Source organism: Ornithinimicrobium avium (assembly GCF_003351765.1).
GTDB classification, from domain to species: Bacteria; Actinomycetota; Actinomycetes; order Actinomycetales; family Dermatophilaceae; genus Ornithinicoccus; species Ornithinicoccus avius.
In genome coordinates this window covers 2,974,255-2,997,259 of the sequence record NZ_CP031229.1, presented here as the reverse complement: position 1 = coordinate 2,997,259, position 23,005 = coordinate 2,974,255, and the positions used below count along the sequence as shown (strand labels likewise).

Annotated in this window: 22 protein-coding genes; 17 read left to right on the top strand and 5 right to left on the bottom strand. The window is 74.7% G+C overall.

The window, feature by feature from the left end; genetic code table 11:
- Nucleotides 1–9 precede the first annotated feature (9 nt).
- The 8 genes from DV701_RS13615 (at nucleotide 10) to DV701_RS13580 (ending at nucleotide 10,902) form a co-directional block, all read left to right on the top strand.
- Entirely contained in the window at nucleotides 10–3,630 is a 3,621-nt protein-coding gene (locus DV701_RS13615; RefSeq protein WP_114929016.1) for an ABC transporter permease, read from the top strand.
- Nucleotides 3,627–6,392, top strand: coding sequence for an FtsX-like permease family protein (locus DV701_RS13610; protein ID WP_114929015.1), 2,766 nt, complete (start codon nucleotides 3,627–3,629; stop codon nucleotides 6,390–6,392). The genes DV701_RS13615 and DV701_RS13610 overlap by 4 nt, the downstream gene beginning before the upstream one ends.
- The gene (locus DV701_RS13605; RefSeq protein WP_114929014.1) at nucleotides 6,389–7,375 is read left to right on the top strand and encodes an ABC transporter ATP-binding protein; all 987 of its coding nucleotides are present in this window, start codon (nucleotides 6,389–6,391) and stop codon (nucleotides 7,373–7,375) included. The genes DV701_RS13610 and DV701_RS13605 overlap by 4 nt, the downstream gene beginning before the upstream one ends.
- The gene (locus DV701_RS13600) at nucleotides 7,372–8,106 is read left to right on the top strand and encodes an ABC transporter ATP-binding protein (RefSeq protein WP_114929013.1); all 735 of its coding nucleotides are present in this window, start codon (nucleotides 7,372–7,374) and stop codon (nucleotides 8,104–8,106) included. Before DV701_RS13605 ends, DV701_RS13600 begins: the two co-directional genes overlap by 4 nt.
- A gap of 15 nt (nucleotides 8,107–8,121) precedes the next feature.
- Complete coding sequence (galE, locus tag DV701_RS13595) at nucleotides 8,122–9,144, top strand: UDP-glucose 4-epimerase GalE (RefSeq protein WP_114929012.1); 1,023 nt, start codon at nucleotides 8,122–8,124, stop codon at nucleotides 9,142–9,144.
- A 40-nt stretch (nucleotides 9,145–9,184) separates the two neighbouring features.
- Nucleotides 9,185–9,565, top strand: coding sequence for a BlaI/MecI/CopY family transcriptional regulator (locus DV701_RS13590; protein WP_114929010.1), 381 nt, complete (start codon nucleotides 9,185–9,187; stop codon nucleotides 9,563–9,565).
- 6 nt (nucleotides 9,566–9,571) lie between these two features.
- On the top strand, nucleotides 9,572–10,453 hold the full coding sequence (locus DV701_RS13585; protein WP_114929008.1) for a M56 family metallopeptidase: 882 nt from the start codon (nucleotides 9,572–9,574) through the stop codon (nucleotides 10,451–10,453).
- Nucleotides 10,454–10,569: 116 nt separating this feature from the next.
- Complete coding sequence (locus DV701_RS13580) at nucleotides 10,570–10,902, top strand: hypothetical protein (protein WP_114929006.1); 333 nt, start codon at nucleotides 10,570–10,572, stop codon at nucleotides 10,900–10,902.
- Nucleotides 10,903–10,909: 7 nt separating this feature from the next.
- On the opposite strand, the gene DV701_RS13575 is transcribed toward DV701_RS13580, so the two are convergent.
- Nucleotides 10,910–11,392, bottom strand: coding sequence for a TspO/MBR family protein (locus DV701_RS13575; protein ID WP_114931154.1), 483 nt, complete (start codon nucleotides 11,390–11,392; stop codon nucleotides 10,910–10,912).
- 85 nt (nucleotides 11,393–11,477) lie between these two features.
- Here DV701_RS13575 and purB point away from each other — a divergent pair, with 85 nt between their 5' ends.
- From purB to DV701_RS13545, 6 genes are all read left to right on the top strand, one after another.
- On the top strand, nucleotides 11,478–12,908 hold the full coding sequence (purB, locus tag DV701_RS13570; protein ID WP_114931152.1) for an adenylosuccinate lyase: 1,431 nt from the start codon (nucleotides 11,478–11,480) through the stop codon (nucleotides 12,906–12,908).
- The gene (locus DV701_RS13565; protein WP_114929004.1) at nucleotides 12,908–13,291 is read left to right on the top strand and encodes a barstar family protein; all 384 of its coding nucleotides are present in this window, start codon (nucleotides 12,908–12,910) and stop codon (nucleotides 13,289–13,291) included. Before purB ends, DV701_RS13565 begins: the two co-directional genes overlap by 1 nt.
- Complete coding sequence (locus tag DV701_RS13560; protein WP_114929002.1) at nucleotides 13,288–13,731, top strand: ribonuclease domain-containing protein; 444 nt, start codon at nucleotides 13,288–13,290, stop codon at nucleotides 13,729–13,731. The genes DV701_RS13565 and DV701_RS13560 overlap by 4 nt, the downstream gene beginning before the upstream one ends.
- A gap of 60 nt (nucleotides 13,732–13,791) precedes the next feature.
- Nucleotides 13,792–14,073 carry a metal-sensitive transcriptional regulator gene (locus DV701_RS13555; protein ID WP_114929001.1) on the top strand — a complete coding sequence of 94 codons (282 nt, stop codon included), beginning with the start codon at nucleotides 13,792–13,794 and terminating at the stop codon, nucleotides 14,071–14,073.
- A 56-nt stretch (nucleotides 14,074–14,129) separates the two neighbouring features.
- On the top strand, nucleotides 14,130–14,348 hold the full coding sequence (locus tag DV701_RS13550; RefSeq protein ID WP_114928999.1) for a heavy-metal-associated domain-containing protein: 219 nt from the start codon (nucleotides 14,130–14,132) through the stop codon (nucleotides 14,346–14,348).
- Nucleotides 14,349–14,417: 69 nt separating this feature from the next.
- Nucleotides 14,418–16,643 (top strand): heavy metal translocating P-type ATPase, encoded by a 2,226-nt coding sequence (locus tag DV701_RS13545; protein WP_114928997.1) that lies wholly within the window; start codon nucleotides 14,418–14,420, stop codon nucleotides 16,641–16,643.
- A gap of 86 nt (nucleotides 16,644–16,729) precedes the next feature.
- Here the strand turns inward: DV701_RS13545 and DV701_RS13540 are convergent, their stop codons facing one another.
- Together DV701_RS13540 and DV701_RS13535 are read right to left on the bottom strand one after the other, a co-directional pair.
- The gene (locus DV701_RS13540; protein WP_114928995.1) at nucleotides 16,730–17,374 is read right to left on the bottom strand and encodes a VOC family protein; all 645 of its coding nucleotides are present in this window, start codon (nucleotides 17,372–17,374) and stop codon (nucleotides 16,730–16,732) included.
- 55 nt (nucleotides 17,375–17,429) lie between these two features.
- Nucleotides 17,430–18,254: a TrmH family RNA methyltransferase gene (locus DV701_RS13535; protein WP_114928993.1), complete on the bottom strand. Its 825-nt coding sequence runs from the start codon at nucleotides 18,252–18,254 to the stop codon at nucleotides 17,430–17,432.
- A 65-nt stretch (nucleotides 18,255–18,319) separates the two neighbouring features.
- On the opposite strand from DV701_RS13535, the gene DV701_RS13530 reads away from it, so the two are divergent.
- The 3 genes from DV701_RS13530 to DV701_RS13520 are packed head-to-tail and all read left to right on the top strand — an operon-like array spanning nucleotide 18,320 to nucleotide 20,243.
- The gene (locus tag DV701_RS13530; RefSeq protein WP_162803037.1) at nucleotides 18,320–19,051 is read left to right on the top strand and encodes a hypothetical protein; all 732 of its coding nucleotides are present in this window, start codon (nucleotides 18,320–18,322) and stop codon (nucleotides 19,049–19,051) included.
- The gene (locus DV701_RS13525; protein WP_114928989.1) at nucleotides 19,048–19,650 is read left to right on the top strand and encodes a hypothetical protein; all 603 of its coding nucleotides are present in this window, start codon (nucleotides 19,048–19,050) and stop codon (nucleotides 19,648–19,650) included. Before DV701_RS13530 ends, DV701_RS13525 begins: the two co-directional genes overlap by 4 nt.
- The gene (locus DV701_RS13520; protein WP_114928987.1) at nucleotides 19,647–20,243 is read left to right on the top strand and encodes a hypothetical protein; all 597 of its coding nucleotides are present in this window, start codon (nucleotides 19,647–19,649) and stop codon (nucleotides 20,241–20,243) included. The genes DV701_RS13525 and DV701_RS13520 overlap by 4 nt, the downstream gene beginning before the upstream one ends.
- A 24-nt stretch (nucleotides 20,244–20,267) precedes the next feature.
- Here the strand turns inward: DV701_RS13520 and DV701_RS13515 are convergent, their stop codons facing one another.
- Together DV701_RS13515 and DV701_RS13510 are read right to left on the bottom strand one after the other, a co-directional pair.
- A complete protein-coding gene (locus DV701_RS13515; protein ID WP_114928985.1) occupies nucleotides 20,268–21,623 on the bottom strand; it encodes a glycoside hydrolase family 15 protein in 1,356 nt (451 codons plus the stop codon).
- Nucleotides 21,620–22,942, bottom strand: a complete 1,323-nt coding sequence (locus DV701_RS13510) for a hypothetical protein (RefSeq protein ID WP_162803036.1) — start codon at nucleotides 22,940–22,942, stop codon at nucleotides 21,620–21,622. The genes DV701_RS13515 and DV701_RS13510 overlap by 4 nt, the downstream gene beginning before the upstream one ends.
- Nucleotides 22,943–23,005 lie beyond the last annotated feature (63 nt).

Genomic DNA, 23,005 nt, shown 5'->3' with positions numbered 1-23,005 from the left:
ATTCACCGCATGACGTCGTGGCTCGGCTGGGTGCTGCGCCGCGCCCGGGCCTCGACAGGCCTGCTCCTGACCCTGCTGGCGCTGGTCACGGCCACGACCGCGATCCTGGCCGGGGCCGTGGGCTACTCCGGCGCGGCGGCCACGACCGCCGCCCGGCAGGCGATCACCGGTGCCCCTCCGGGCGAGGCCGGCATCCGCGTGCAGACGCGCGAGGGCGACGACCCCGCCGCCCAGGACTCCGCCGCCCGCGGGCTCATCGACGAGGCGTTCGCACCCGCGCCGGTCAGCGTGCAGCGCACCGTCGTCAGCCCGCCCCGGCCGGTGACGGACGTCGACGGCACCGTCCTGAAGGGGGACGTCGTCGTCCTGGCCAGCGAGGCGCTCACCCCCGACGACCCGGACGTCGGGGACAGGGTGGACGTCGTCGAGGGCGGCTGGCCGCAGGCGGCCACCGACCCGGTCCAGGGCCTGCTGCACGCCGGGCCCGCCGCCGAGTGGGGCGTCGGCGTCGGCGACACCCTCGAGGTCGACGGCACCCCGGTCGCGGTCGCGGGCCTGTGGCGCCCGGTCGACCCGGGCGACGCCTACTGGTTCGGCGACCCGCTCGTGGCGACCGGTCGGGACGGCAAGGAGCGCGGCCCGCTCCTCGTCCCGCCCGGCTCGGTGGCCCAGCTCGTCGACGCGCCCTTCGTGCGGTGGACCGTCCAGCCGGACGCGCGCGAGATCCAGCCCGGCGACCTCGCGCACCTGTCCTCCGCCGCGGAGAGTCTGCGCTCCACCCTGAAGACCCCCGGGGTCGACGTCCGCGGCGTGACCGTCGAGGGCGACCTGGCCCCGACGGCCGGCACCGCGGCCCACAACCTGGCCACCGCCAACGCCCTCGGCGTCATCCCCCTGTCGGTCCTGGCGCTGGTCACCATGCTCTCGGTGATCCAGCTGGCGCGGCTGCTGGCGACCACCCGCGAGGCGCAGGCGCAGCTGCTCGTCGCCCGCGGCGCCACCCGCACCCAGGTCCTGGTCAGCACGGTGGGCGAGTCGGCCGTCGTCACTGTCGTCGGCAGCACGCTGGGGGCGCTGGCCGCGTGGGCGGTCCTCCAGGCCGTCCCGGCCGGCCCGGGCCAGGGCGGCACCGTCGTCCGCGTCGCCCTGCTCACCGGGCTGGCGGTCCTGGTCGTCCTGGCCGCGGTGGCCGCGATCCAGGTGCGGCGTCTCACCGCGGGGGGGACCGCGGACATCTCCGGCCGCACCCGCGCCGCCACCGCCCTGGCCACCCTCGTCCTCGTGCTCGGCGCGGCCGGCGTCTCCTGGTGGCAGCTGCGGCGCAACGGCTCCCCGCTCGTCACCCGCGACGACGGCTCGCTCGGCACCGACCTGGTCGCCGGCGCGGCGCCAGCGCTGCTGCTCGCGGCGGCGGCCGTCGTGGCCATGGCGCTGCTCGGCCCCCTCGGCCGCCTCGTGGAGGCGCTGACCAGGTCCGGCCGCTCGGCCGCCGGGCACCTGGCCGCCGCCCAGGTCGCGCGCCGCCTGCCCGTGTATGCCGTGCCCGCCGTCCTCACCGTCCTCGCCGTCGGCGCGACGACGCTCTCGGGACTCTACGCAGGCACCTCCGCGGCGCTGCGGGACAACCTCGCCGCGGTCGGCCAGGGCGCTCCGGTGCGCGCCACGCTGGAGGCACCGCCCAAGGTGGCCGCCGACGGCCAGGTCCCCCCGGCGCCGCAGCTGCCGACCGGCGTCACCGGCACCACCTCCACGGCCCCGGTGTGGCTCGACGAGACCTCACGGCTGGGCGACCTCGAGGTCCCCGTGACGATGGCCCCGGCGGGCGAGCTCGCGCAGACCGTGAGCCTGGCGCAGCTCCCCACCGGCCAGCAGCTGGTCCCGGTGCAGGCCCTCACCGTGCCCACGCCGGCCCCCGCCGGGGTCGAGATCCCGCCCGGCACCCGCGAGGTCACCGTCACCGTGGACGTGGACCTCACCGCCGACGAGAAGGCCCTGGAGGGCGTCCAGGCAGGCTTCGAGCAGACGGTCAAGGACGTCATGGACGGCGTCTTCGGGCAGGCGCAGCCCGACGAGGCCCAGGCGCGGGCCGACGCCCGGATGATGATGGACAGCCAGTTCGTCAACGCCCCCTCCCAGACGACGTGGGACCTCAGGCTGCGGTTCGTGGACACGACGCACGGCATCTACCGCACCGTGGACGGCGGCACCGTGGACCTGAGGATGCCCGCGGTCACGCTGCCCTGGACCGCGCAGGTCGAGGCCGGCGATCAGGTGGAGGACATCGACTACACCCGCGCAGAGATCACCCAGGGTGGCGGCGACGCCGACATCACCTTCGCCCTCCCCCAGGACACCTCCTTCACCCTCGTCGGGGTCGACCTCCTGCGCCCCAACGAGCGCTTCCGTGGCTTCCCCGCGCTGCCGCCGGACGTCGACGCACAGCTCACCGCACGCACCGGCGACGGGACCGACCTGTTCGGCGCGGCGACCGCCGGGTGGGGCTCGCTCACGCTGGCCTCGCCCCAGGTCCTCGCCGACATCGAGGCGGAGAACGCGGGCGTCGACCCCGAGGCGACCGTCACGACCGTGCTGCCGGACGGCGGCCGGCTCACGCAGGGGCTGACCCGCCAGGTGCCGGGGGAGCTCGACACCTCGGGGAGGACGTGGACGATCCACCAGGGCTCGGACGTCATGTTCCCGGACGACGTCACGATCGCCCCCGGCCTGGAGTACGTCGAGGACGCCGCGCCTCCGACGACGGCACCGACGCCGTCGCAGCAGGAGGAGGAGAACACCACCGTCGAGGCCGCCGCCTCCACCGGCACCGTGCCCGCGGCGCTGACCGCTGCCACGGCGTCGGCCGCCGGCCTGCGCGTCGGGGACCGGGCGCAGCTCAACGCGTTCGGCAGCCAGCTGCCGATCGAGGTCGTCGCCGTGGTGCCGGCCGTCCCAGGCTCGCTGTCCGCCACGGGCGTCCTGCTCGACCGGGACGCGGTCGCCGCGCAGTTCGTCGCGCAGCAGCGCCCGCTGCCCTACCCCACCGAGCTCTGGGCGATGCCCGACGGCTGGTCGGGCGTCGAGGGCGCCGCCGACGCCCGCACGGACGAGACCACCAGCACAGTCGTCGAGGAGCTCGCCGGCCGCGACGGCGTCGCCACGGTCACCGGGCCCGGGCGCGTGGCGGTCACCGACGCCACGAGCGCGGCCCGCCTCGTCTTCTGGGTCGCCTCGGTCGGCGCGGTCCTGCTCGCGGTGACCGGCATCGGGGCGGTCGCCGCCACCCTGCTCGGACACCGCCGGCCCGAGGTCGCCGTGCTCCGCGCCCTGGGTATGACGCCGCGCTCGCAGGCGCGCTCGCGCGCCCTCGAGCTGGGCGGGGTGGTGCTGGCCTCCGTCGCGCTCGGGCTGGTGGCCTCCTGGCTGGTCGGCCGGGCCGTCGTCCCCGAGCTGGCCCGCTCCACGGCCCTGCCGGGCCAGGCGAGCCTGCCGGCCCAGCTGCTGCTCGAGCCGGGAGTGTGGGCCGCGCTCATGGGCGTCGGCGCGCTGGTCGTGCTGCTCGTGGTCGGCGGCCAGGCGACGCGGGTCCGCGCGCAGGCCCTCGACCACGACTACCGGGAGGAGATCAGGTGACCGGCCGGCACAGCACCCGACGCCACACCTCCGCGGGTCTGGCGGCCCGCCAGTTCGCCGCCGACCCGTGGGTGTCGGCCGCCCTGGCGCTGCTCGTCGGGCTGGTTTCCCTCCTCCTCACCGCGGTGCCCCGGGCCCTCGACGACGTGCAGGCGCGCCAGCTCGCCCAGGACGTCGGCAGCCTCTCGGCCCTCCAGCGCGACGTCACCGGCACCTGGGGGACGACCGTGGAGTTCCCCGCCACCCTCGACGACGCCGGCCGACCGACCGACTCCTGGCAGGCCTTCGAGGACGGTGCCGAGCGGGTGCGCCAGGAGCAGCCCCAGCCGCTGCGCTCGCTGCTCCAGCCCGCGCAGATGCACGCCTTCCTCACCCACAGCATCGACACCGTGCCGCCGATCGAGTCGACCTACTACCAGGCCACGATCACCGTCTACGCCGACCCGCACCTGGAGGACCTGGTCGAGCTCGTGGACGGCGACTGGCCAGTGCTCTCCCTGGACGGAGGCAACACCGGCGCCCGCACGCGTGACGGTGACCCCGGTGCCGCGGAGGAGCCCGCGCCGGTGCAGGTGATGATCCTGGACGAGGCGGCCGAGAAGACGCACTGGGAGGTCGGCGACGAGATCGCCCCGGGCCTGGAGCTGGCCGGCACCTACCGGCCCAAGGACCCGGACGACCCGCGCTGGCAGCACGTGCCCAACGGCACGAAGATGGGGATCCTGGCCAACCCCAACAGGGGCGAGGCGGCGCAGGTCACGGCCTACCTCAACCCGCTCAACCGCGGCAGCCTGGGGCCGCCGGCCTCGGTGCGGATGGAGCTCTGGTACCCCGTCGACGCCAGCGCCGTCACCGCCGCCCGGATCGACACCCGGCTGCTGCGCCGCCAGCTGACCCGGATGCTCGCCCAGCAGCACGTCATCGTCGCGGCGGGCGACCCGGTCCTGGGCCCGCTGCAGGGCGACCAGCTGCCCTCCTTCACCACCGAGCTGACCGGCACCCTGGACCAGGTCGCCAGGCAGCAGCGGGCCACCAACTCGCTGCTCGCGGTGGTCGCCGCCGGCCCGCTCGGGGTCGCCGCCGCCGTCACGTCGCTCGGCGCCCGGCTCGTGGTGCACCGGCGCCGGTCCGCGCTGGCGATGACGCTCGCCCGCGGCGCCAGTCCGACGCAGCTGCGGTGGCTGGTGGCGATCGAGGGCCTGGCCCTCGGTGTCCCTGCTGCGGTGCTCGGCCACGTCGTGGCCCAGCTGGCGCTGCCGACGACCTCCCGGTGGTGGGAGTGGGTCGTCACCGGGGTCGTCGCGGTCGTGCCGGCCGCCGCGCTGGCGGCCTCGCTCGACGACGCCTCGCTGCTCCAGCAGCGCAGCGACCTGTCCGCGCGCAGCTCCAGCCGCTGGCGCTGGGTGGTCGAGGCGGCCGTCCTCGTCCTGGCGGCCCTGGCCACCTGGCGGCTGCTCGGCCGCGACTCGCGCGGGGACGCCGCCGCCGACTCCGGCATCGACCTGCTCGCGGCGGCCACACCGCTGCTGCTCGCGCTGGCCGCCTGCGTGGTGGCGCTGCGCCTCTACCCCCTGCCGCTGGCCGGCCTCACCCGCGTGCTGCGGCGCCGCACCTCGCTCACCCCCTTCCTCGGCGCGGCCCGCGCCCTGCGCGACCCGGCCGGCGGGCTCGTCCCCGCCCTTGCCGTCGTCCTCGGCACCACGATCGCGCTGGCCAGCGCGGTGCTGCTGACGACCGTGACCCGCGGCGCCGAGGCCGCCGCCTGGCAGCAGAACGGCGCCTCGGTCCGGATCAGCGGCCCCTACGCCGACGACTCCTTCGTCGAACTGCTCGAGGGCGTCGACGGCGTGCGGGAGGTCGCCCGGGTGCGCGACCTCGGCACCCGGCTCGACCTGGTCGTGGGTAACGAGCGCGACAGCCTGCGGCTGCTCATCGCCGACGACTCCCTGCAGCAGGTGCTGGGGCCACCGTCGCAGGCGGTCGGCCCGCCGCCGTCCTTCTACGCCCAGGACGGGCCGGTGCCGGTCGTCACGGGCGGCGAGGTCACCCTGCCCGCCGGTGACGGCGACCTGGGCACGCTCGGGGCGGTGCAGGTCGTCGGCCACCTCGACGAGCTGCCCGGCCTGGTCACGCCAGGGAGCTGGGCGCTCATCGCCAAGGACCGGTGGGAGGCTGCGGGCAAGACCACCCCCACCGGGCGCAGCGCGCTGGTCGCGGTCGACGAGGGCGCGGACCCCGCCCGGGTCGCGGAGGAGATCCGCGGCGTCATCGGCGCCGGCGTCGTCACCACGGTGCAGGAGGAGCTGGACGAGTTCACCTCCGCCCCGGTCACCATCGGGCTGACCCGGGCGTTCGTCGGCGCGGCGCTGCTCAGCGGCCTGCTCACTGTGCTCTCGATCGTCGTCGTCCAGCTGATGGGCGCGGGCGCCCGCGCCCGGCTGCTCGCGGTGCTGCGCACCCTCGGCCTGGCCCCGCGGCAGACCCGCGCGCTCACCGCCTGGGAGCTCGGTCCGCTGCTGGTCACCTCCCTCGTCGTGGGTGCCGCGCTCGGGCTCGCGATCCCCTGGGTGCTCGTGCGGGCCGTGGACCTGCGCGGCCTCACCGGCGGACAGCACCAGCCCGCCCTGTCCGTCGACCCGGTGACCGTCGGCGCGGTCCTGCTCGCCGTCGTCCTCACCGTCCTGCTCGCCGTATCCGTCAGCGCCTGGCTCGCCGGGCGCACCAACCTCGCGCAGTCGCTGCGCGTCGGGGAGGAACGATGACCACCACCACCGCAAGCACGACCACCGACCACGGCGGGGTCGCCCCCGTGCGGGAGTACTCCGGCCCCGACATCTGGTGCGAGGACCTCGTGCGGATCTACTCGACCGAGGGCGTCGAGGTCCAGGCCCTGCAGGGCCTCAACCTCGTCGTCGACCCCGGCGACGTCGTCGCGCTGGTCGGCGCCTCCGGCTCGGGCAAGTCCACGCTGCTCGGCATCCTCTCCGGCCTCGACCGGCCGACCGGCGGCAAGGCCCGCGTCGCCGGCGTGGACCTGCTGACGATGAACCGCGCGCAGCGGGTGGACTACCAGCGCCACGTCGTCGGGTTCGTCTGGCAGCAGACCTCCCGCAACCTGCTGCCCTTCCTCACCGCCGCGGACAACGTCGCGCTGCCGATGGTCATCAGCAGCCGCAAGGAGCGGGGCGGGCGCGTCGCCGAGCTGCTGGACCTGCTCGGCGTGGCCGACTGCGCCGACCGCCGGCCCGCCCAGCTCTCGGGCGGCCAGCAGCAGCGGGTGGCGATCGCCACCGCCCTGGCCAACTCCCCCTCGGTGCTGCTCGCCGACGAGCCCACCGGCGAGCTGGACGACGCCGCCTCCGAGCAGGTGCTCGAGGCGATGCGCTCGGCCGCCGGCGAGCTGGGCACCACGGTGCTCGTCGTCACCCACGACCCGACCGTCTCCGACCACGTCCGCCGGACCGTGCAGATCCGCGACGGCCGCACCTCCACCGAGGTGCTGCGGGAACGGGTCGTCGGCGAGGACGGCGTGGAGCGCCTGGTCGCCCGCGAGTACACCGTCATCGACCGGGCCGGCCGCATCCAGCTGCCCCAGGCGTACGTCCGCGAGCTGGGCCTGCACGACCGGGTGCGGATCGAGAAGGAGCCGACCCACGTGCAGGTGTGGCCCGACGACCAGGAGCACCACCTGCCCGCCAACGGCGGGACGCGACCGCCCACGACGGACGGCGAGGAGGAGCGATGAGCGAGCGCGCGGCATACCCGCAGGAGGAGACCGGGCCGGAGAGCGGGGCGACGGTCCTCGCCGGACGGGGGCTGCACCGGACCTTCGGCTCGGGCGCGACCGAGGTGCACGCCCTCGCGGGCGTCGACATCGAGGTGCCCGCCGGGCGGCTGACCGTCGTGCGCGGGCCTTCCGGGTCGGGCAAGACGACCCTGCTCAACCTGCTCGGAGGGCTGGACCGGCCGACGTCGGGGGAGGTTCTGCTCGACGACGGGCGGGTGCTCTCGGGCCTGCCGGAGAAGGACGTGCTGGCGGTGCGGCGGGAGCGGATCGGCTACGTCTTCCAGAGCTTCGGGCTGGTGCCGGTGCTCTCCGCGGCCGAGAACGTCGAGGTGCCGCTGCGGCTGCAGCGCGTCCCGGCCGGCGAGCGCTCGACCCGGGTCGCCGAGGCCCTCGAGCTCGTGGGCCTCGCGCGGCACGCCGGGCAGCGCCCCTACGAGCTGTCCGGCGGGCAGCAGCAGCGCGTCGGCATCGCCCGGGCGCTGGTGTCACGGCCCGACATCCTCATCGCCGACGAGCCGACCGGGCAGCTGGACTCCGAGACCGCCGCCACGGTCATGGATCTGCTCGTCGAGCTCACCCACGAGCAGGGCATCGCCTCGGTGGTCGCCACGCACGACCCGATCCTGATGGGCCGGGCCGACCAGGTCGTCGAGCTGCACGACGGGCGCCGGGTGGGCACCACCGCCTGACCGTAGGGTTGGGCCATGCGCGTCCTCGTCACCGGCGGTGCCGGCTACATCGGCTCCCACACCGTCCTGCAGCTGGTCGCGGCCGGGCACGACGTTGTCGTGGTCGACGACCTCAGCAACGCCAAGCCCGCGGTGATGGACCGCCTGGCCGAGCTCGCGGGGCGGCCGGTGCCTCTCCATACCTTCGACGTCGCTGACGAGGAGCGTCTGGACGCGGTGATGGGCGACCCGGCCGCGCCGGTGGACGCCGTGGTCCACTTCGCCGCGTTCAAGGCGGTCGGGGAGTCGGTCGCGCGGCCGGTCGACTACTACCGCAACAACCTCGGCGCCACCCTGTCGGTGCTCGCCTCCATGCTCCGGTATGACGTGCGCCACCTGGTCTTCTCCTCCTCCGCCACGGTCTACGGGGAGTCGGCCCCGGTGCCGATGACCGAGGACCTGCCGACCTCGGCGACCAACCCCTACGGGTGGACCAAGGTGATGAACGAGCAGATCCTGCGGGACGCCGTCGTGGCGCACCCGCAGATGCGCGTGGCGCTGCTGCGCTACTTCAACCCGGTCGGGGCGCACCCGAGCGGGCGGATCGGGGAGGACCCCTCCGACGTGCCCAACAACCTCATGCCGTTCCTCGCCCAGGTCGCGGTCGGCCGACGCGAGAAGCTGTCGGTCTTCGGCGACGACTACGACACGGTCGACGGGACAGGGGTGCGCGACTACATCCACGTCGAGGACCTCGCCGCCGGCCACGTGGCCGCGCTCGGGTGGATCAGCAGCCACGACCGGGCGCTGTCGACGTGGAACCTGGGCTCGGGCCACGGCACCTCGGTGCTCGAGCTGGTGCGCGCCTTCGAGCAGGCGAGCGGCCGGGAGATCCCCTACGAGGTGGTGGCGCGGCGCCCGGGAGACATCGCGGTGTCCTACGCCGACCCCTCCCTGGCCGAGCGGGAGCTGGGGTGGCGCACCACCCGCACGGTGGCGGACATGTGCGCCGACACCTGGCGCTGGCAGCAGGCCAACCCGCAGGGCTACCCGGACTGATCCGGGCGACGCCACCTACCCGGCGTAGTAGACTGGGCAGATGCGCCAGCGATCCACGAACCTCGGAGACCTCGAGAAGGTTGTCATGGACACCCTCTGGTCCCACGGACCCGAGCTGTCGGTGCGCGACGTCATGGAGCGGATGGAGGGCGAGAAGGACCTCGCCTACACCACGATCATGACCGTGCTCGACCGCCTCGCCAAGAAGGGCCTGACCGACCGCACCCGCGACGGCCGGGCCTGGCGCTACACCGCCGCCTCCTCCCGCGAGGAGCTCGCGGCCACCGCCCTGCGCTCGACGCTGGCGAACGTCCAGGCCGACCGCCAGCTGGCCATGATGCACTTCCTCGACGACGCCAGCCCGGCCGAGATCGACGACCTGCGCGCGGCCCTCGCCGAGGTCGAACGCCGCCACGGCTGAGCCGCCGTGACGGGTGTCCTCGTCACCGCGGCGCTCATCGTCGGCGCCCTGCTGACCGTCCTGGTGGCACCGCACCTGCTCGCCCGCCAGGCCTGGCTGCGCGCGACCCCCGGTGAGGCGCTGTTCCTGTGGCAGGCGGTGAGCCTGGCCGGCGTGCTCTTCGCCCTGCTGGCGGCACCGGTCGGCGCGCTGGTGCTGCCCACCGACCGGCCCTGGCTGCTGTCCGCGGCCATCGTGGTCTCCGGGCTGATGGTGGTGCGCCTGCTGGTCTCCGGCCACCTGATCGGCACCGACCTGCGGCGGCTGCGCGCCCAGCACCGGCGGATGGTGGACGTCACCGGCGAGCGGATCCACCGTCCCGACGCCAACGTGGAGGGCGTCACCGTGCTGGCGCGCGGCAACCCGACCGCCTACTGCCTGCCCGGGCGGCACGACCGCATCGTGCTGAGCCAGGCCGCGGTGGAGCGGCTGACGCCCGAGCAGCTGGGCGCGGTCCTGGCCCACGAGCAGGCGCACCTGGACCAGCGGCACGACCTGCTGCTGGAGCTGTTCACCGTGCTGCACGAAGCGGTCCCGCGCCCGGTGCGGGCCGAGGAGGCGCTGCGCGAGGCGCACCTGCTCGCCGAGATGCTCGCCGACCGGGCGGCCGCCTCGCGGGTGGGCGCGCTGCCCCTCGCGCACGCGCTCGTCGCGATGTCCGGGGCCGGGAGCACCCACGAGCCGGAGCCGGCCGGGGCGACCCTGGCCGGCGGCGCCCAGGTCGGCGTGCGTCTGCGGGCCTTCGCCTCCGACCCGGCCCACCCGGTGTGGCGGGTGGCGGTGGTGGGGGCGGGGCTGCTCGCGCTGGCGGTCCCGTGGCTCGTCCTGCTGCCTGCGGCGCTGGTCTGACCCCGGACGCCCCCGGAGGCCTGCGCCCAGGGGGTGCTGGGATCTTCCGGTGGAGATCGCCGCGGCCGGGGCCTAGGTTGGAGCTGACCGTCCCCAGGCCAACCCGAGGAGGACCCGTGGGAGACAACGCGTGGATCGTGTGGTTGATCGTCGCGATCGTCGTGGTGGCGATCATCGTCGCGGCGATGGTCGCGTTCCGGCGCCGGAAGAAGATGGAGCAGGACCGGCACGAGGCCGCGAGCCTGCGCGAGCGCGCGGCAGGCGGGGAGACCTACGCCGCCGGGGCCGAGGACCGGGCACGCGAGCTGCAGGGCCGGGCGCGCGAGGCCGAGGCGAGGGCGGAGCAGCTGCGCGCCGAGGCCGACCAGGCCACGCACATCGCCCGTGAGCACCGGGACCGGGTGACCGGCGACCACCTGCGGGCCGAGGAGGTCGACCCCGACCGCTGAGGACGGCTCAGCGACGCGGGTTCTTCATCGCGATCGCGGTGGACAGCACGGTGGCGAAGCCGCACCAGGCCGCGTAGGGCGCCAGCGCCGCCCCGGCGACCGGACGGGCCCGGGAGGTCCGCCGCACGAGGTCGGCCGAGCTCACCGCGAGCACCGCGCACTCGGCGGCCGCCAGCCAGGGACGGCGGCCGCGCCAGAAGAGCCAGCTCCATCCGGCGTTGAGGACCAGGTTGGCCGTCAGCGCCCTGCGGTAGGCGGCACGCTCCGTCCGCCTGCCCGACTCCTCCAGCTCGTCGAGCGCGACCGCCGAGGTCACGGCGAGACCGGCGTAGAGCGGGGTCCACACCAGGGGGAAGACGGTGCTCGGCGGCTGCCACTCGGGCTTGCGCAGCGTGCGGTACCAGAGGCTGTCGGGGTCGGTGGCGAGCACACCGGCCACCGCCGTCCCGGCCACGCTCGCCGAGGTTGTGAGCAGGGTCGTCAGACGCATCCCCCCACGCTCCACCACCACGGCCCCGCCCGCATCCTCAAAAGGCCCGACCGCGCACCTGCACCGGGATGGGAAGATGGTCCCCATGCCGCTGCCCGCCGCCCGTACGCCCCTGGCCCACCTCGAGCCCGCGATCGCGCTGGGCGCCCTCGACGGGCGCTACCGCGGGGTCGTCGCCCCGCTCGTGGACCACCTCTCCGAGGCCGCGCTCAACCGTGCCCGCCTGCACGTGGAGGTGGAGTGGCTCATCCACCTCACCAGCCACGACGTCGTCCCCGGTGCCGACCACCTCGCGCAGGGCGAGCAGGACGCCCTGCGCGCGCTGGTCCTCGATCTCGACGCCGCCGCGATCGCCGAGCTGAAGGACATCGAGGCCGAGACCGTCCACGACGTCAAGGCGATCGAGTACTACCTGCGCCGCCGCCTCGTCGAGGTCGTGGGCGCAGATCGCGCCGTCGCCCTGGGCGAGCTGGTCCACTTCGCCTGCACCAGCGAGGACGTCAACAACATCTCCTACGCGCTCATGGTCCAGGGCGCGGTCACCCAGGTGTGGCTGCCCCGTGCCCGGGCTCTCCTCGACCAGCTCTCCGGCATGGCGCGCGAGCTCGCCGAGGTGCCGCTCCTGGCGCACACCCACGGCCAGCCGGCGACGCCGACCACGATGGGCAAGGAGCTCGCGGTGCTCGCGTGGCGGCTGCGGCGGCAGCTGGACCGGGTGGGCGGCACGACATACCTCGGCAAGCTCAACGGGGCGACCGGCACCTACGGCGCGCACGTGGAGGCGGTGCCGGGCGCCGACTGGCAGCAGGTCAGCCGCTCCTTCGTCGAGCACCTCGGCCTGACCTGGAACCCGCTGACCACCCAGATCGAGAGCCACGACTGGCAGGCCGAGCTCTACGCCGACGTGGCCCGTTTCAACCGGGTGCTGCACAACCTGTGCACCGACGCCTGGACCTACATCTCGATGGGCTACTTCGCCCAGGTCCGCGGCCAGGGCACCGTCGGCTCGAGCACGATGCCGCACAAGGTCAACCCGATCCGCTTCGAGAACGCCGAGGCCAACCTGGAGGTCTCCAACGCCCTGCTCGACGTGCTCGCCTCGACGCTGGTCACCAGCCGCCTGCAGCGCGACCTGACCGACTCCTCGATGCAGCGCAACATCGGCACCGCCTTCGGCCACAGCCTGCTCGCGATCGACAACGCCTCGCGCGGCCTGGCCGGGCTCGACGCGGTGCCCGAGGCGATGGCCAGGGACCTCGACGCCAACTGGGAGGTGCTCGCCGAGCCGGTCCAGTCGGTGATGCGGGCGCTGGCCGCGCGCGGGGTCGAGGGCATGACCAACCCCTACGAGCGTCTCAAGGAGCTGACCCGCGGCCGCCGGATCGGGCAGGCCGAGCTGGTCGAGTTCGTGCGCGGCCTGGGGCTGCCCGCCGAGGAGGAGGAGCGCCTGGTCGCGCTCACCCCGGCGACCTACGTGGGTCTCGCACCGCGGCTGCTGGACCACCTGGAGGGCTGATGCACCTGCTCCCCGCCGACCAGCTCGACCCGGTCCGCACCCACCTGCGCGCGCAGGGGTATGCCGTCGCGCACGCGGTCACGCCCGCGGACACCGAGCTCCGGTCGGCCCAGGCGGAGATCGCCCGGGCGCTGCGGCTGCCCGGCAACGCCGCGACGAACCTCGACGCGATGGCGGACACCCTGCGCGACCTGAGGCAGATCTGGGGCAGCCAGAAGGTCGCCCTGCTCTGGGAGGACGCCGGCCGGCTCGCCGGCGAGGACGGCCGCGCCTGGTGGATCCTCGGCGAGCTGCTCGACGAGGCCGACGACCTGACCGTCGTGGCGCTCGGCGAGGCGCACCTGGGCGCGCCGCCCGCGCCTCACGAGCAGGATCGCGCGTGAGGCTCCCCCGCCCGGTCCAGCTGGGTCTGCTCGTCCTGTGCGCCGCCGTCGTGCTCTGGCTGGTGGCGCGGACCCTGGAGGGTGGTGGGAGCACCGTCGGTGCGCCGTCGCCCTCCCCGACCGGCACGGACACGCGCGACTGGGACGGGATCGACGCCTGCCGTGACGACGTGCTGCCGCCGGAGCTGGAGGAGGTCGCCGACGAGGTCGAGGCCGGCGGACCCTTCGAGTTCCCCGGCAAGGACGGGTCGACCTTCGGCAACCGCGAGGGCTACCTGCCGCAGGAGTCGGGGGGCTACTACCGGGAGTACACCGTCCAGACGCCGGGCCTGGACCACCGCGGTGCGCGCCGGGTCGTCACCGGCGGCGGCCAGACCGATCCGCAGGTCTGGTACTACACCGACGACCACTACGAGAGCTTCTGCGAGTTCGCCCCCTGACGGGGGTCGTCGGCCGACGTTGCGCCACATACCCCATGGGGGTATGATGAGGGTATGGCTGTGAACGGATACACCGGGTCCAAGGACGCGTACCTCAAGAGGCTGCGCCGGATCGAGGGCCAGGTGCGCGGCATCGAGCGCATGGTCGAGGAGGACACCTACTGCATCGACGTGCTCACCCAGGTGAGCGCGGTCACCAAGGCGCTGCAGGCGGTCAGTCTCGGGCTGCTCGAGGACCACATCGGTCACTGCGTCGTCGACGCCGCCAAGGAGTCCGACGAGGCCAAGGACGCCAAGGTCCGCGAGGCCGCCGACGCGATCGCCCGGTTCGTGCGCAGCTGACCTGCCGGAGCCGCCATACCCATCATCACCAGCACCACCACACCGGAGGACACCTCATGGAGACCACCACCATCACCGTCAACGGCATGACCTGCGGCCACTGCGTCGCCTCCGTCACCGAGGAGCTCAAGGAGGTCGCCGGCGTCACCGACGTGCGCGTCCCCGAGCTCGTCAAGGGCGGGGACAGCCAGGTCCTCGTCGACTCCGAGGGCGCCCTGGACCTCGAGGCCGCCAGGGCCGCCGTCGCCGAGGCGGGCTACACCGTCTCGGCCTGACGCCCTTGCGGGCGGCCGCCCGGCCGGTGGCCGTCCGCACCACGCACCCCCACCGCAGGACCAGGAGCCATGAGCACCACGACCAAGAGCACCCCCGACGCCGGCACCAGCACCCCCACGAGCCACGTCGACCTGGCGATCACCGGCATGACCTGCGCCTCGTGCTCGGCACGGATCGAGCGCAAGCTCAACAAGCTGGACGGGGTCGAGGCCAGCGTCAACCTGGCCACCGAGAAGGCGAGCGTCAGCTTCCCCTCGGCCCTCTCGGTCGCCGACATCGTCGCGACCGTGGAGAAGACAGGGTATGGCGCCACGCCCCTGGAGGAGGACCGCGGCGGCCGCGCCCCCGCGATGACCCACGACGTCGTCAGCAGGAGCTCCCTGCGGCTGCGCGTGGTCGTCGCCAGCGTGCTCGCGGCGGTCGTCGTCGTGCTGCACATGGTCCCTCCGGTCGCCGACGCGCTGGGCACGACCGGGATGTGGCTGCAGTTCGCGCTGACCGTGCCGGTCTACCTGTGGGCGGCCTGGCCGTTCCACCGCGCCGCGCTGGTCAACGCCCGCCACCTGTCCTCCACGATGGACACGCTGGTCTCGGTCGGCACGACGGCGGCGATGGGCTGGTCGGTCGTCGCGCTGTTCACCGGCTTCACCCACGACATGTACTTCGAGACGGTCGCGGTCGTCACCGCCTTCCTGCTCGTCGGCCGCTACATCGAGGCCCGCGCCAAGGCGCAGGGCCGCTCTGCGCTGACCTCGCTCATGGAGCTGGGCGCCAAGGACGTCGCGATCCTGCGGCACGAGGCGGCCACGGGCGCGTGGACCGAGGAGCGGATCCCGGTCCAGGACCTGATGAGCGGTATGCGGTTCGTCGTCCGGCCGGGCGAGAAGGTGGCCACCGACGGCCGGATCGTCGAGGGGCACAGCACGATCGACGCCAGCATGGTGACCGGCGAGTCGATGCCGGTCGAGGTGACCGCCGGCGACGACGTCACCGGCGCCACCGTCAACGGCCACGGCCGCCTGGTCGTGGAGGCCACCCGGGTCGGCAGCGAGACGACCCTGTCCCGCATCACCGCGCTGGTGGAGCAGGCCCAGACCGGCAAGGCCCCCGTGCAGCGGCTGGCCGACCGGATCTCCGCTGTCTTCGTCCCCGTCGTGCTCGTCGTCGCGCTGGTGACCTTCGTGCTGTGGCTGCTCACCGGGCACAGCATGGCGGCCGCGCTCGCCCCGGCCGTGGCGGTCCTCATCATCGCCTGCCCGTGCGCCCTGGGTCTGGCGACGCCGACGGCCCTGCTCACCGGCACCGGCCGCGGCGCCCAGCTGGGCATCCTCATCAAGGGCCCGCAGATCCTGGAGTCGACCCGCCGCGTCGACACCGTCGTGCTGGACAAGACCGGCACGATCACCACCGGCGAGCCCGTCCTCACCCACGTCCTGACCGCCGGCGCCCTGTCCGAGGAGGCCGCCCTCAAGGCCGCCGCCTCCGTCGAGACCGGCAGCGAGCACCCGGTCGCGGCGGCGATCGTCGACGGAGCCCGGGCCCGCGACATCGAGACCAGCCAGATCACCGGCTTCACGAACCTGCCGGGCCAGGGCGCCCGCGCCAGCATCAAGGACACCGAGGTGACCGTCGGCAAGGCCGACCTGTTCGACGAGGTCCCCGCCGAGCTGCGGGCCGAGCTGGACGCCGGCCGGGGCACCACCGTGCTCGTCGGCTGGGAGGGCACCGCCCGCGCCGCGATCACCGTGGCCGACACCCCGCGCGAGACCAGCGCCGCCGCCGTGGCGCGGCTGCGCGAGCTGGGCCTCACGCCATACCTGCTGACCGGTGACAACGAGCACACCGCCCGCCGGGTCGCCCAGGAGGTCGGGATCGACCCCGCCCACGTCGAGGCCGGCGTGCTGCCGCAGGACAAGTTCGCCCGGGTCAGGGCGCTGCAGGGCCAGGGGAAGGTCGTGGCGATGGTCGGCGACGGCGTCAACGACGCCGCGGCGCTGGCCCAGGCCGACCTCGGGATGGCGATGGGCAGCGGCACCGACGTGGCCGCCGAGTCCGCGGACATCGTGCTCATGCGCTCCGACGTCGGGGCGGTCGCCGACGCGATCGGGCTGTCCCGCAAGACGCTGCGGGTCATCAAGGAGAACCTCGTCTGGGCGTTCGGCTACAACACGCTGGCCATCCCCCTGGCGGCGTTCGGGATGCTCACGCCGATGATCGCCGGCGGCGCGATGGCGATGTCCAGCGTGCTCGTCGTGCTCAACAGCCTGCGGCTGAAGGGCTACGGCCGGCGCTGAGCCGGTCGCGCAGGACCCACCCACAGCGCGAGGCCCCCGCACCGCCGGGTACGGGGGCCTCGCCAGGTCCGCAGAGATGCGGGCGTTCAGATCGTGACGGCACCCTCGGGCGTCTCGAAGGTCACGTCGAACAGGCACGGCTCGTCGTCCTCCACGAAGCCGAACTCCACGTCGCTCTCGAAGTTGCCCTCGGCCTGGTCGCCGATACCGAGCCAGGCGCGCACGACCGGGGGCTCTCCGCCGATGGTCAGACCGCTGAGCCGGGCGGTGCTCGCCGCGAGCTGGGAGGGGTGGGCGTCGCGCGGCGAGACCCACTTGACGAAGAACGGCAGGTTGCCGTGGTCGATGACGTTCTTGACGCCGATCTGCTTCCACTCCAGCTCCACGCCCTGCGGGGTGTGCCGGTTGCCGTCGACCGCCGCGCGGCCGAGGCGCTCCTCGACGACGGTGAGGTCGTCGACCTCCACGACCCACGCCATCCAGCCGCCGCCGCGCGCCGAGCGGGCCTTGACCGCCTGACCGAAGGGGGCCTTGTCCGAGGCGGGGTGGTCCAGGGCCTCGACGACCTCCAGGTAGCGGTCCTCCGCCAGGGGCAGGATGACGTTGCGGGTGCCGAAGCGCGGGTGCACGCCGCCGTCCACCGGGGTGATGCCGAGCTGGTCCCCCAGGCGCCCGGCCGTCGCCTGCAGGCCCTCCGGGCCGGCGGCGTAGCTCACGTGGTCGATACGCATAGCGGTCATCGTGGCACACCCACCCGGCGGTGCCCACGCCGCCCCCGCCTCGCGCTCAGCCTCCGCGCCCCGACCGCTGGCGCACCGCCTCGTAGAGGATGATCGCCGCCGACGTCGCCACGTTGAGGGAGTTGGCGCGCCCGACCATGGGGATCCGGACGCGGTGGTCCGCCGCCTCGAGCACCTCGGCCGTCAGGCCCTCCTTCTCGGTGCCGACCGCCACCGCCGACGGTCCCCGGTAGTCGACCTGCGTGTGCTCGGTCTCGGTGTCCGGCGTCGCCGCGACGAGGGGTATGCCGTGCGCCCGCAGCCAACCGAGGGTCGCCTCGGTGCTGTCGCTGGCCACGGGCACCGAGAAGACCGTGCCCTTGGAGGCCCGCACCGTGTTCGGGTTGCCCCAGTCGGTGACCGGGTCGGCCGCGACGACGGCGTCGAGGCCGGCGGCGTCGGCGGTGCGCAGCATCGCCCCGAGGTTGCCGGGCTTCTCCACGCCCTGGCACACCAGGACCAGCGGGTCGGAGGGCAGGTCGAGGTCGGCGCACCGGCGCTCGATCGTGTCGACGACGGCGAGGAACCCGTCCGGCCCCTCCCGGTAGGCCGCCTTCTCGAAGGCCGCCCGGGACAGGCGCACGAGCTCCGTGCCAAGGGACCCGACGCGGCCGACGAGGCCGTCGGCGCGCGCTCCCTGCCCCATCAGCTCCGGGCAGTAGAAGAGTGCACGCGGCACGACCCCCGCGTCCAGGGCGAGGCCGAGCTCCTCGTATCCCTCGACGAGCGTGCGCCCCTCCTGCTCGCGCGTCCGCCGCCGCCGGAGCCCGGCCAGCGCCTTGACCCGCGGGTTGGCGGGAGAGGTGATGAGGAGGGGGTCGCGCACGTGCACCAGTCTGGCAGCCGGCCCCGTGGTGAGGGGTGCGCGGCGCGGCCGGTCGGCTAGGCTTCGCGCTCGTGGAGGAGGGGACCCCCGAGGCGACGCCGGCACCGGCCGGCCCCCTGCGCGCCGCCCGCGACTGGCTCACCGCCAGCCCCGCGCGCGTCGGGTATGCCGTGGTGGCGGCGGTCCTGCTGCTCACCTGGCCCTTCGGTGGCTGGTCGCCCGCGGTCGAGGCGGGGGCGAGGACCCCGGTGGGCAGGGAGGTCTCGGCCGCGCCGTTCACGGTGACGGTGGAGCGCGCGGTCGCCGGGGTCGACCTCGGCCACCCGTTCGCCCTGCTGGACAACGGCATCAACCCCGACCAGGCCGACGACCAGCACGTGCTGCTGATGCTGACGGTGCGCAACGACTCCGCCCGCACGCTGCCGGTGCGCGAGGTCTACGCCGACCTGATCTCCGTCTCCGGGTCGGGGGAGCCGGTCACCACGACCGGCGCACCGCAGGCGGACGTGTCGATGTGGAGCAGCGTCTACGCCGGCCGGGAGCAGCCGCAGCTGCTCGCCGGGCTCGGCCCGGGGATGGACTACGAGCTGGTCCTGCAGCAGCCGGTGAGCGGCGAGGCGCCCGAGGAGCTGGAGGTCGAGCTCTACTCGCGGACCTCTCGGCAGAGCTCGCTGGAGGACACCATGCTGTGGGCCGACCCCGTGCTCGTCACCACGGTCACCGTCCCCGTCGAGCATCCCGCCGGACCGCTCTACCGTGCGCCGTGGGAGGACGGAGGCAGCTCCGGGGGTGACGAGCGGTGAGCCTGCTCTCCGGCCGGTGGCTGGGCGGCCTCGGCACGAGCGCGTTCGTCCTCGCCGCACTCGCGGTGGGACGGGTCGTCGGCGACCAGCTGCCCGACCCGTTCGAGCCGTTGAGCGCGCCCAGGGAGCACGCGGTGGGGGTGGGTGAGACGGCATACCTGCGGGAGGCGGAGCTGACGGTGACGGGCACGCGGCTGGGACCGCTGCTGGACGACGGGCTGTCCCCCGTGCCGACTCCCGGCATCTGGCTGGTCGTCGACCTGGAGCTGACCGGGGCCGGGTCCGACTCGCAGCTGCGCACGTGGGAGGTCGTCGCGGCCGACGGGACCAGCTGGGCGCAGACGCGCGGCCTGACGAGGACCTGCAGCCTCGTGCCGCCCGGCATCACCCAGCGCTGCTCGGTCGCGCTCGAGGTGCTGCCGGCGGCGCTGCCCGGCGCCACGCTGCGGCTGGGGACCGCGAGCGACCTGCGCTACGACGACGTGGCGGTCGTCGAGCTCGGTCTGACGGCCGCCGACGTCGAGGCGGCGGCGTCCGACGCCCCCGTGGCCACGCTCCCGCTGGAGCTGGTGGGCGCGGACGGGCAGGGCGCGCCGTGAGCTGGTGGCGGCGCAACCGGTGGGCCCTGCTCGCGCTGCCGTTCGTCGTCGCGCTCGTCGCGGTCAGCGGCGCCTCCCGTCTGGTCAACTTCTGGTGGCCCAGCCAGCTGAGCGAGCCGGTGGTCGGGTCCGTCGGGGCGCCCGTCGGCCTCACGGCGCAGACGTGGGACGAAGAGGGTGAGGAGACGAGCATCGACGTCGACGTCGTCGTCGGGCCGACCACCGAGGCGGTGGACTGGACCGACGGGGACGGCATGCTCCAGCGCGTGCCCTACGTCGACGGCACGCGCGTGTGGCGGACCGACGTGACGTTCACCGCGCCGGCAGGGGAGGACCCGACGCTGTGCTTGGCCGAGGTGGTGGACACACGGGGGCGCACCACGACCTACACCACGACGGCCGTCGGGGCCCAGGGCCTGCCGGTGAGCCCGTGCGCGCCACCGTTCTCGCTGTCGGAGCAGGGGCCGCGGGACGAGACGTGGACCGTGCCTGTGCTGGTGCGCCTCACCGCCGACGTCGAGCCGGCCGAGCTGCGGATCTGGTGGCAGCCCCCGGAGCACGTGGCGGTGCCGCTGGAGGTCGACGCGGGCTGAGCAGTCGGCCGGCGCGGACCGTCGTCAGCCGGCCTCAGCCTGTCCGCGAGCTGCGGGCGGCGCGAGCTCCATCGCCGTGGAGCAGACCAGCGCGCAGGTCCAGGCGAGCGGCGCGACCGCGGCGGGGCTGCCCTCGCTGAGCACCTTCTCGGGCAGGCTGCCGGCGACCGTGCGGTGCTCCTCGAGCCAGGCGAGCACGTCCCGGCCACGGCCGGGGTGCCCTGCCGCGACGTAGGCCTGGGCGAACAGGGCGGTCTCCGGCGTCCAGCTGACCCAGGTGTCCTTCCAGCCCTCGCCGGGCGACACGCCGCCGGCCGGCCGGAGCATCGCCGTCCACGCGAGGTCGAGCAGCGGCACCACCTCGCGCTCCAGGCCGTGCACGTAGGGCGGGAGCAGGAGGGCGAGCGCGGCGTCATACCCCCCGCCTCGCGCGTAGCGGCGGAAGCCGGTGCGTCCGAAGCGGACCGCGACGACCTCGCGCAGCCGCTCGGCGTAGGACGCGGCCTGCACCGCCTGCGGCCCGAGGTCCTCGCCCAGCGCGGCGGCGGCCTGGAGCCCGGCCAGCGTCACCGCCGCTACGCCCAGGGTGGTGCGCCGCTCCGGCACCTCCCAGTAGTCGGGCGTGGGACTGGGCAGCCCGTCGCCCCGGGGCCGGTCGAGATCGGTGAAGACGGCACGCAGCGCCGCCACGGCAGCAGGCCGGGCGACCGCGAGCAGGTCCTCGCGGAGCCCGGGCAGAGCCCGGCAGGAGCGGTGGAGCGCCCAGAGGAACCAGCCCGCGCCGTCGGCCTGGTGGGGCCTGGCGTCCGGGGTGGAACCGGCGAGGGTGTACCTCGCCTCGAACTGCCCGTCCGGCCGCTGGCAGCGCGCCAGGAAGGTGATCCACCGCAGGACGTCTGCCCCGCGTCCCAGGTCGGCGTAGAGCCGGCACACGTGCGCGGCGTCGCGGGGCCAGACGTAGCGCCAGTTCGCCGTCCAGGCGGCCACCGGGGCCGGCAGGCCCGCGGACAGGACGTTGAGGTCCAGGACGGCGTCACCGGCCAGGCCGGCCCAGCGCGGGTCCACCGTCCTACGGACGACCGCCAGCAGTCCGGTCTCGGCCGCGACGAGCTCCGGCGTGCGGGCCGCCGGCGTCAGCGCCCGGCTGCCGGGGACGGGGAAGCGCTCCTGCGGCAGCAGGAAGGAACGCTGCGACGGCCCCGAGAACCCGACGCCGGCGGACACGAGCGGGATGGTCTCCTCGGCGCGCGCGGCGTCCCGCAGCAGCGACCCGCCGCCCACGACCCCCAGCGCGAGGCCCGCCCCCAGGACGGCGCGGCGGGCGACCCGGCCCTGCCTGCCGAGGGGCACGCCGCCGTCCCCGGCGGGTCCGCCGGTCATGGCAGGGCACCGCCGGCGGTGGCGGGCTCGGGCACCCCCTTCTCGGTCGCGCCGAGGACCAGGAACCGGTCCACGGCCGCCGCGACGAGCACCGCCACCAGAACCCAGCTGACCCCGGAGAAGAGGATGTCGACGTAGGGCGCGAGCGCGACCATCAGCTCGGCCTCCATCGACGGCAGCACGGCCCGCAGCCCCCAGGCCACGAGCAGCTGGGACTGGCGGGCGAGCAGGAAGACCAGGCAGAGCGTCACCATCGGCACGAGCCCGGCGCGCACGAGCGTGCGCAGGCCCGTGCCCAGCGAGGTGAAGCGTGAGGTGAAGGAGGCGATCGGCTGGGCCAGCCAGTCGCGCAGCCAGTCCGGCAGGAGCGAGAGGCGCTGCCGCACCCGCGCCGCGGCGACCAGCTCCTCGAGCGTGCGCACCCGCCGGGCGACCCGCTCGGGCAGCGGCACCTCGGGCGGCTCGACGGGGTCGCCTAGCGTGCTGCCGTAGACCACGGCGCCGACCACCAGCCAGGCGAGCGGCACGACGACGAGGACGTCGAAGTCGCCGAGCACACCCCATACCCAGGAGGTCAGCGACGAGACAGCACCGCCGACCGGCCCGAGCGCCCCCGTCAGCCTCTCCCACACCCCGACGACCCCGTCCACCGCGCGCCGGTCCAGCACCCAGCCCCACAGCCCCGACCACTGGGTGGCGATCGACTTGGCGGCGAAGGCCAGCCAGACGACCTCGAGCCAGGCGGCGAGGAAGCCGAAGACAGCGTGCCGCCGCGGCAGGTCGAGCCGGTCCACCAGCCAGCGCAGCACCAGGGCGGCGACGACCGTGGCGACCAGCACCGGTGTGTCCACGGTGCCGATCGTGCGGTCGGCCATCTGCGACCCGGTGAGGAAGGTGGTCTGCCGGAACTCCTCGGAGAAGGTCTCGTTGACGAACCGGCGCATGTCGTCGCGCAGGTAGCCCTGCGCGGCGTAGAGCGCGAGGAAGGGGATCAACGCGCCGGAGACCACCTGCATCCGCTGCGACATCGTCTCCGGGCGGCCCTCGACGTGGCGCAGGGAGGGCAGCAGCGCCCGGAGCATGAGGATCAGCGCCGTGAGCGTGGCCAGCGGCGCCAGCGTCACGGTCACCGAGGCGGCCACCGGGTGCTCCCGGCTCAGCACGAAGCTGCCCCACAGCACCAGCTCGCGCACCGCCGCGCCGAGCAGGAAGAGCACGACGAGCACCGGCCAGTGGCGCACGAGCAGGCGCAGTCCGTCGACGACGACCACCAGGGCGGCGGCGACGGTGCGGCCCACCTCGCGCAGGGCTCCCCTCACAAGCTGGGAGTGTATGCCGTGCGCCTCCGCCGCCGCCCCCGCCACCGGGCGTGGCGGCGGGTC

Bases quoted from the DNA above. Each gene is read 5' to 3' on its own strand.
- DV701_RS13540 (WP_114928995.1), bottom strand. From the start codon at position 17,374: ATGCGTATCGACCACGTGAGCTACGCCGCCGGCCCGGAGGGCCTGCAG.
- DV701_RS13600 (WP_114929013.1), top strand. From the start codon at position 7,372: ATGAGCGAGCGCGCGGCATACCCGCAGGAGGAGACCGGGCCGGAGAGC.
- DV701_RS13590 (WP_114929010.1), top strand. From the start codon at position 9,185: ATGCGCCAGCGATCCACGAACCTCGGAGACCTCGAGAAGGTTGTCATG.
- galE (WP_114929012.1), top strand. From the start codon at position 8,122: ATGCGCGTCCTCGTCACCGGCGGTGCCGGCTACATCGGCTCCCACACC.
- DV701_RS13565 (WP_114929004.1), top strand. From the start codon at position 12,908: ATGCACCTGCTCCCCGCCGACCAGCTCGACCCGGTCCGCACCCACCTG.
- DV701_RS13575 (WP_114931154.1), bottom strand. From the start codon at position 11,392: ATGCGTCTGACGACCCTGCTCACAACCTCGGCGAGCGTGGCCGGGACG.
- DV701_RS13545 (WP_114928997.1), top strand. From the start codon at position 14,418: ATGAGCACCACGACCAAGAGCACCCCCGACGCCGGCACCAGCACCCCC.
- DV701_RS13515 (WP_114928985.1), bottom strand. From the start codon at position 21,623: ATGACCGGCGGACCCGCCGGGGACGGCGGCGTGCCCCTCGGCAGGCAG.
- purB (WP_114931152.1), top strand. From the start codon at position 11,478: ATGCCGCTGCCCGCCGCCCGTACGCCCCTGGCCCACCTCGAGCCCGCG.
- DV701_RS13615 (WP_114929016.1), top strand. From the start codon at position 10: ATGACGTCGTGGCTCGGCTGGGTGCTGCGCCGCGCCCGGGCCTCGACA.
- DV701_RS13550 (WP_114928999.1), top strand. From the start codon at position 14,130: ATGGAGACCACCACCATCACCGTCAACGGCATGACCTGCGGCCACTGC.
- DV701_RS13605 (WP_114929014.1), top strand. From the start codon at position 6,389: ATGACCACCACCACCGCAAGCACGACCACCGACCACGGCGGGGTCGCC.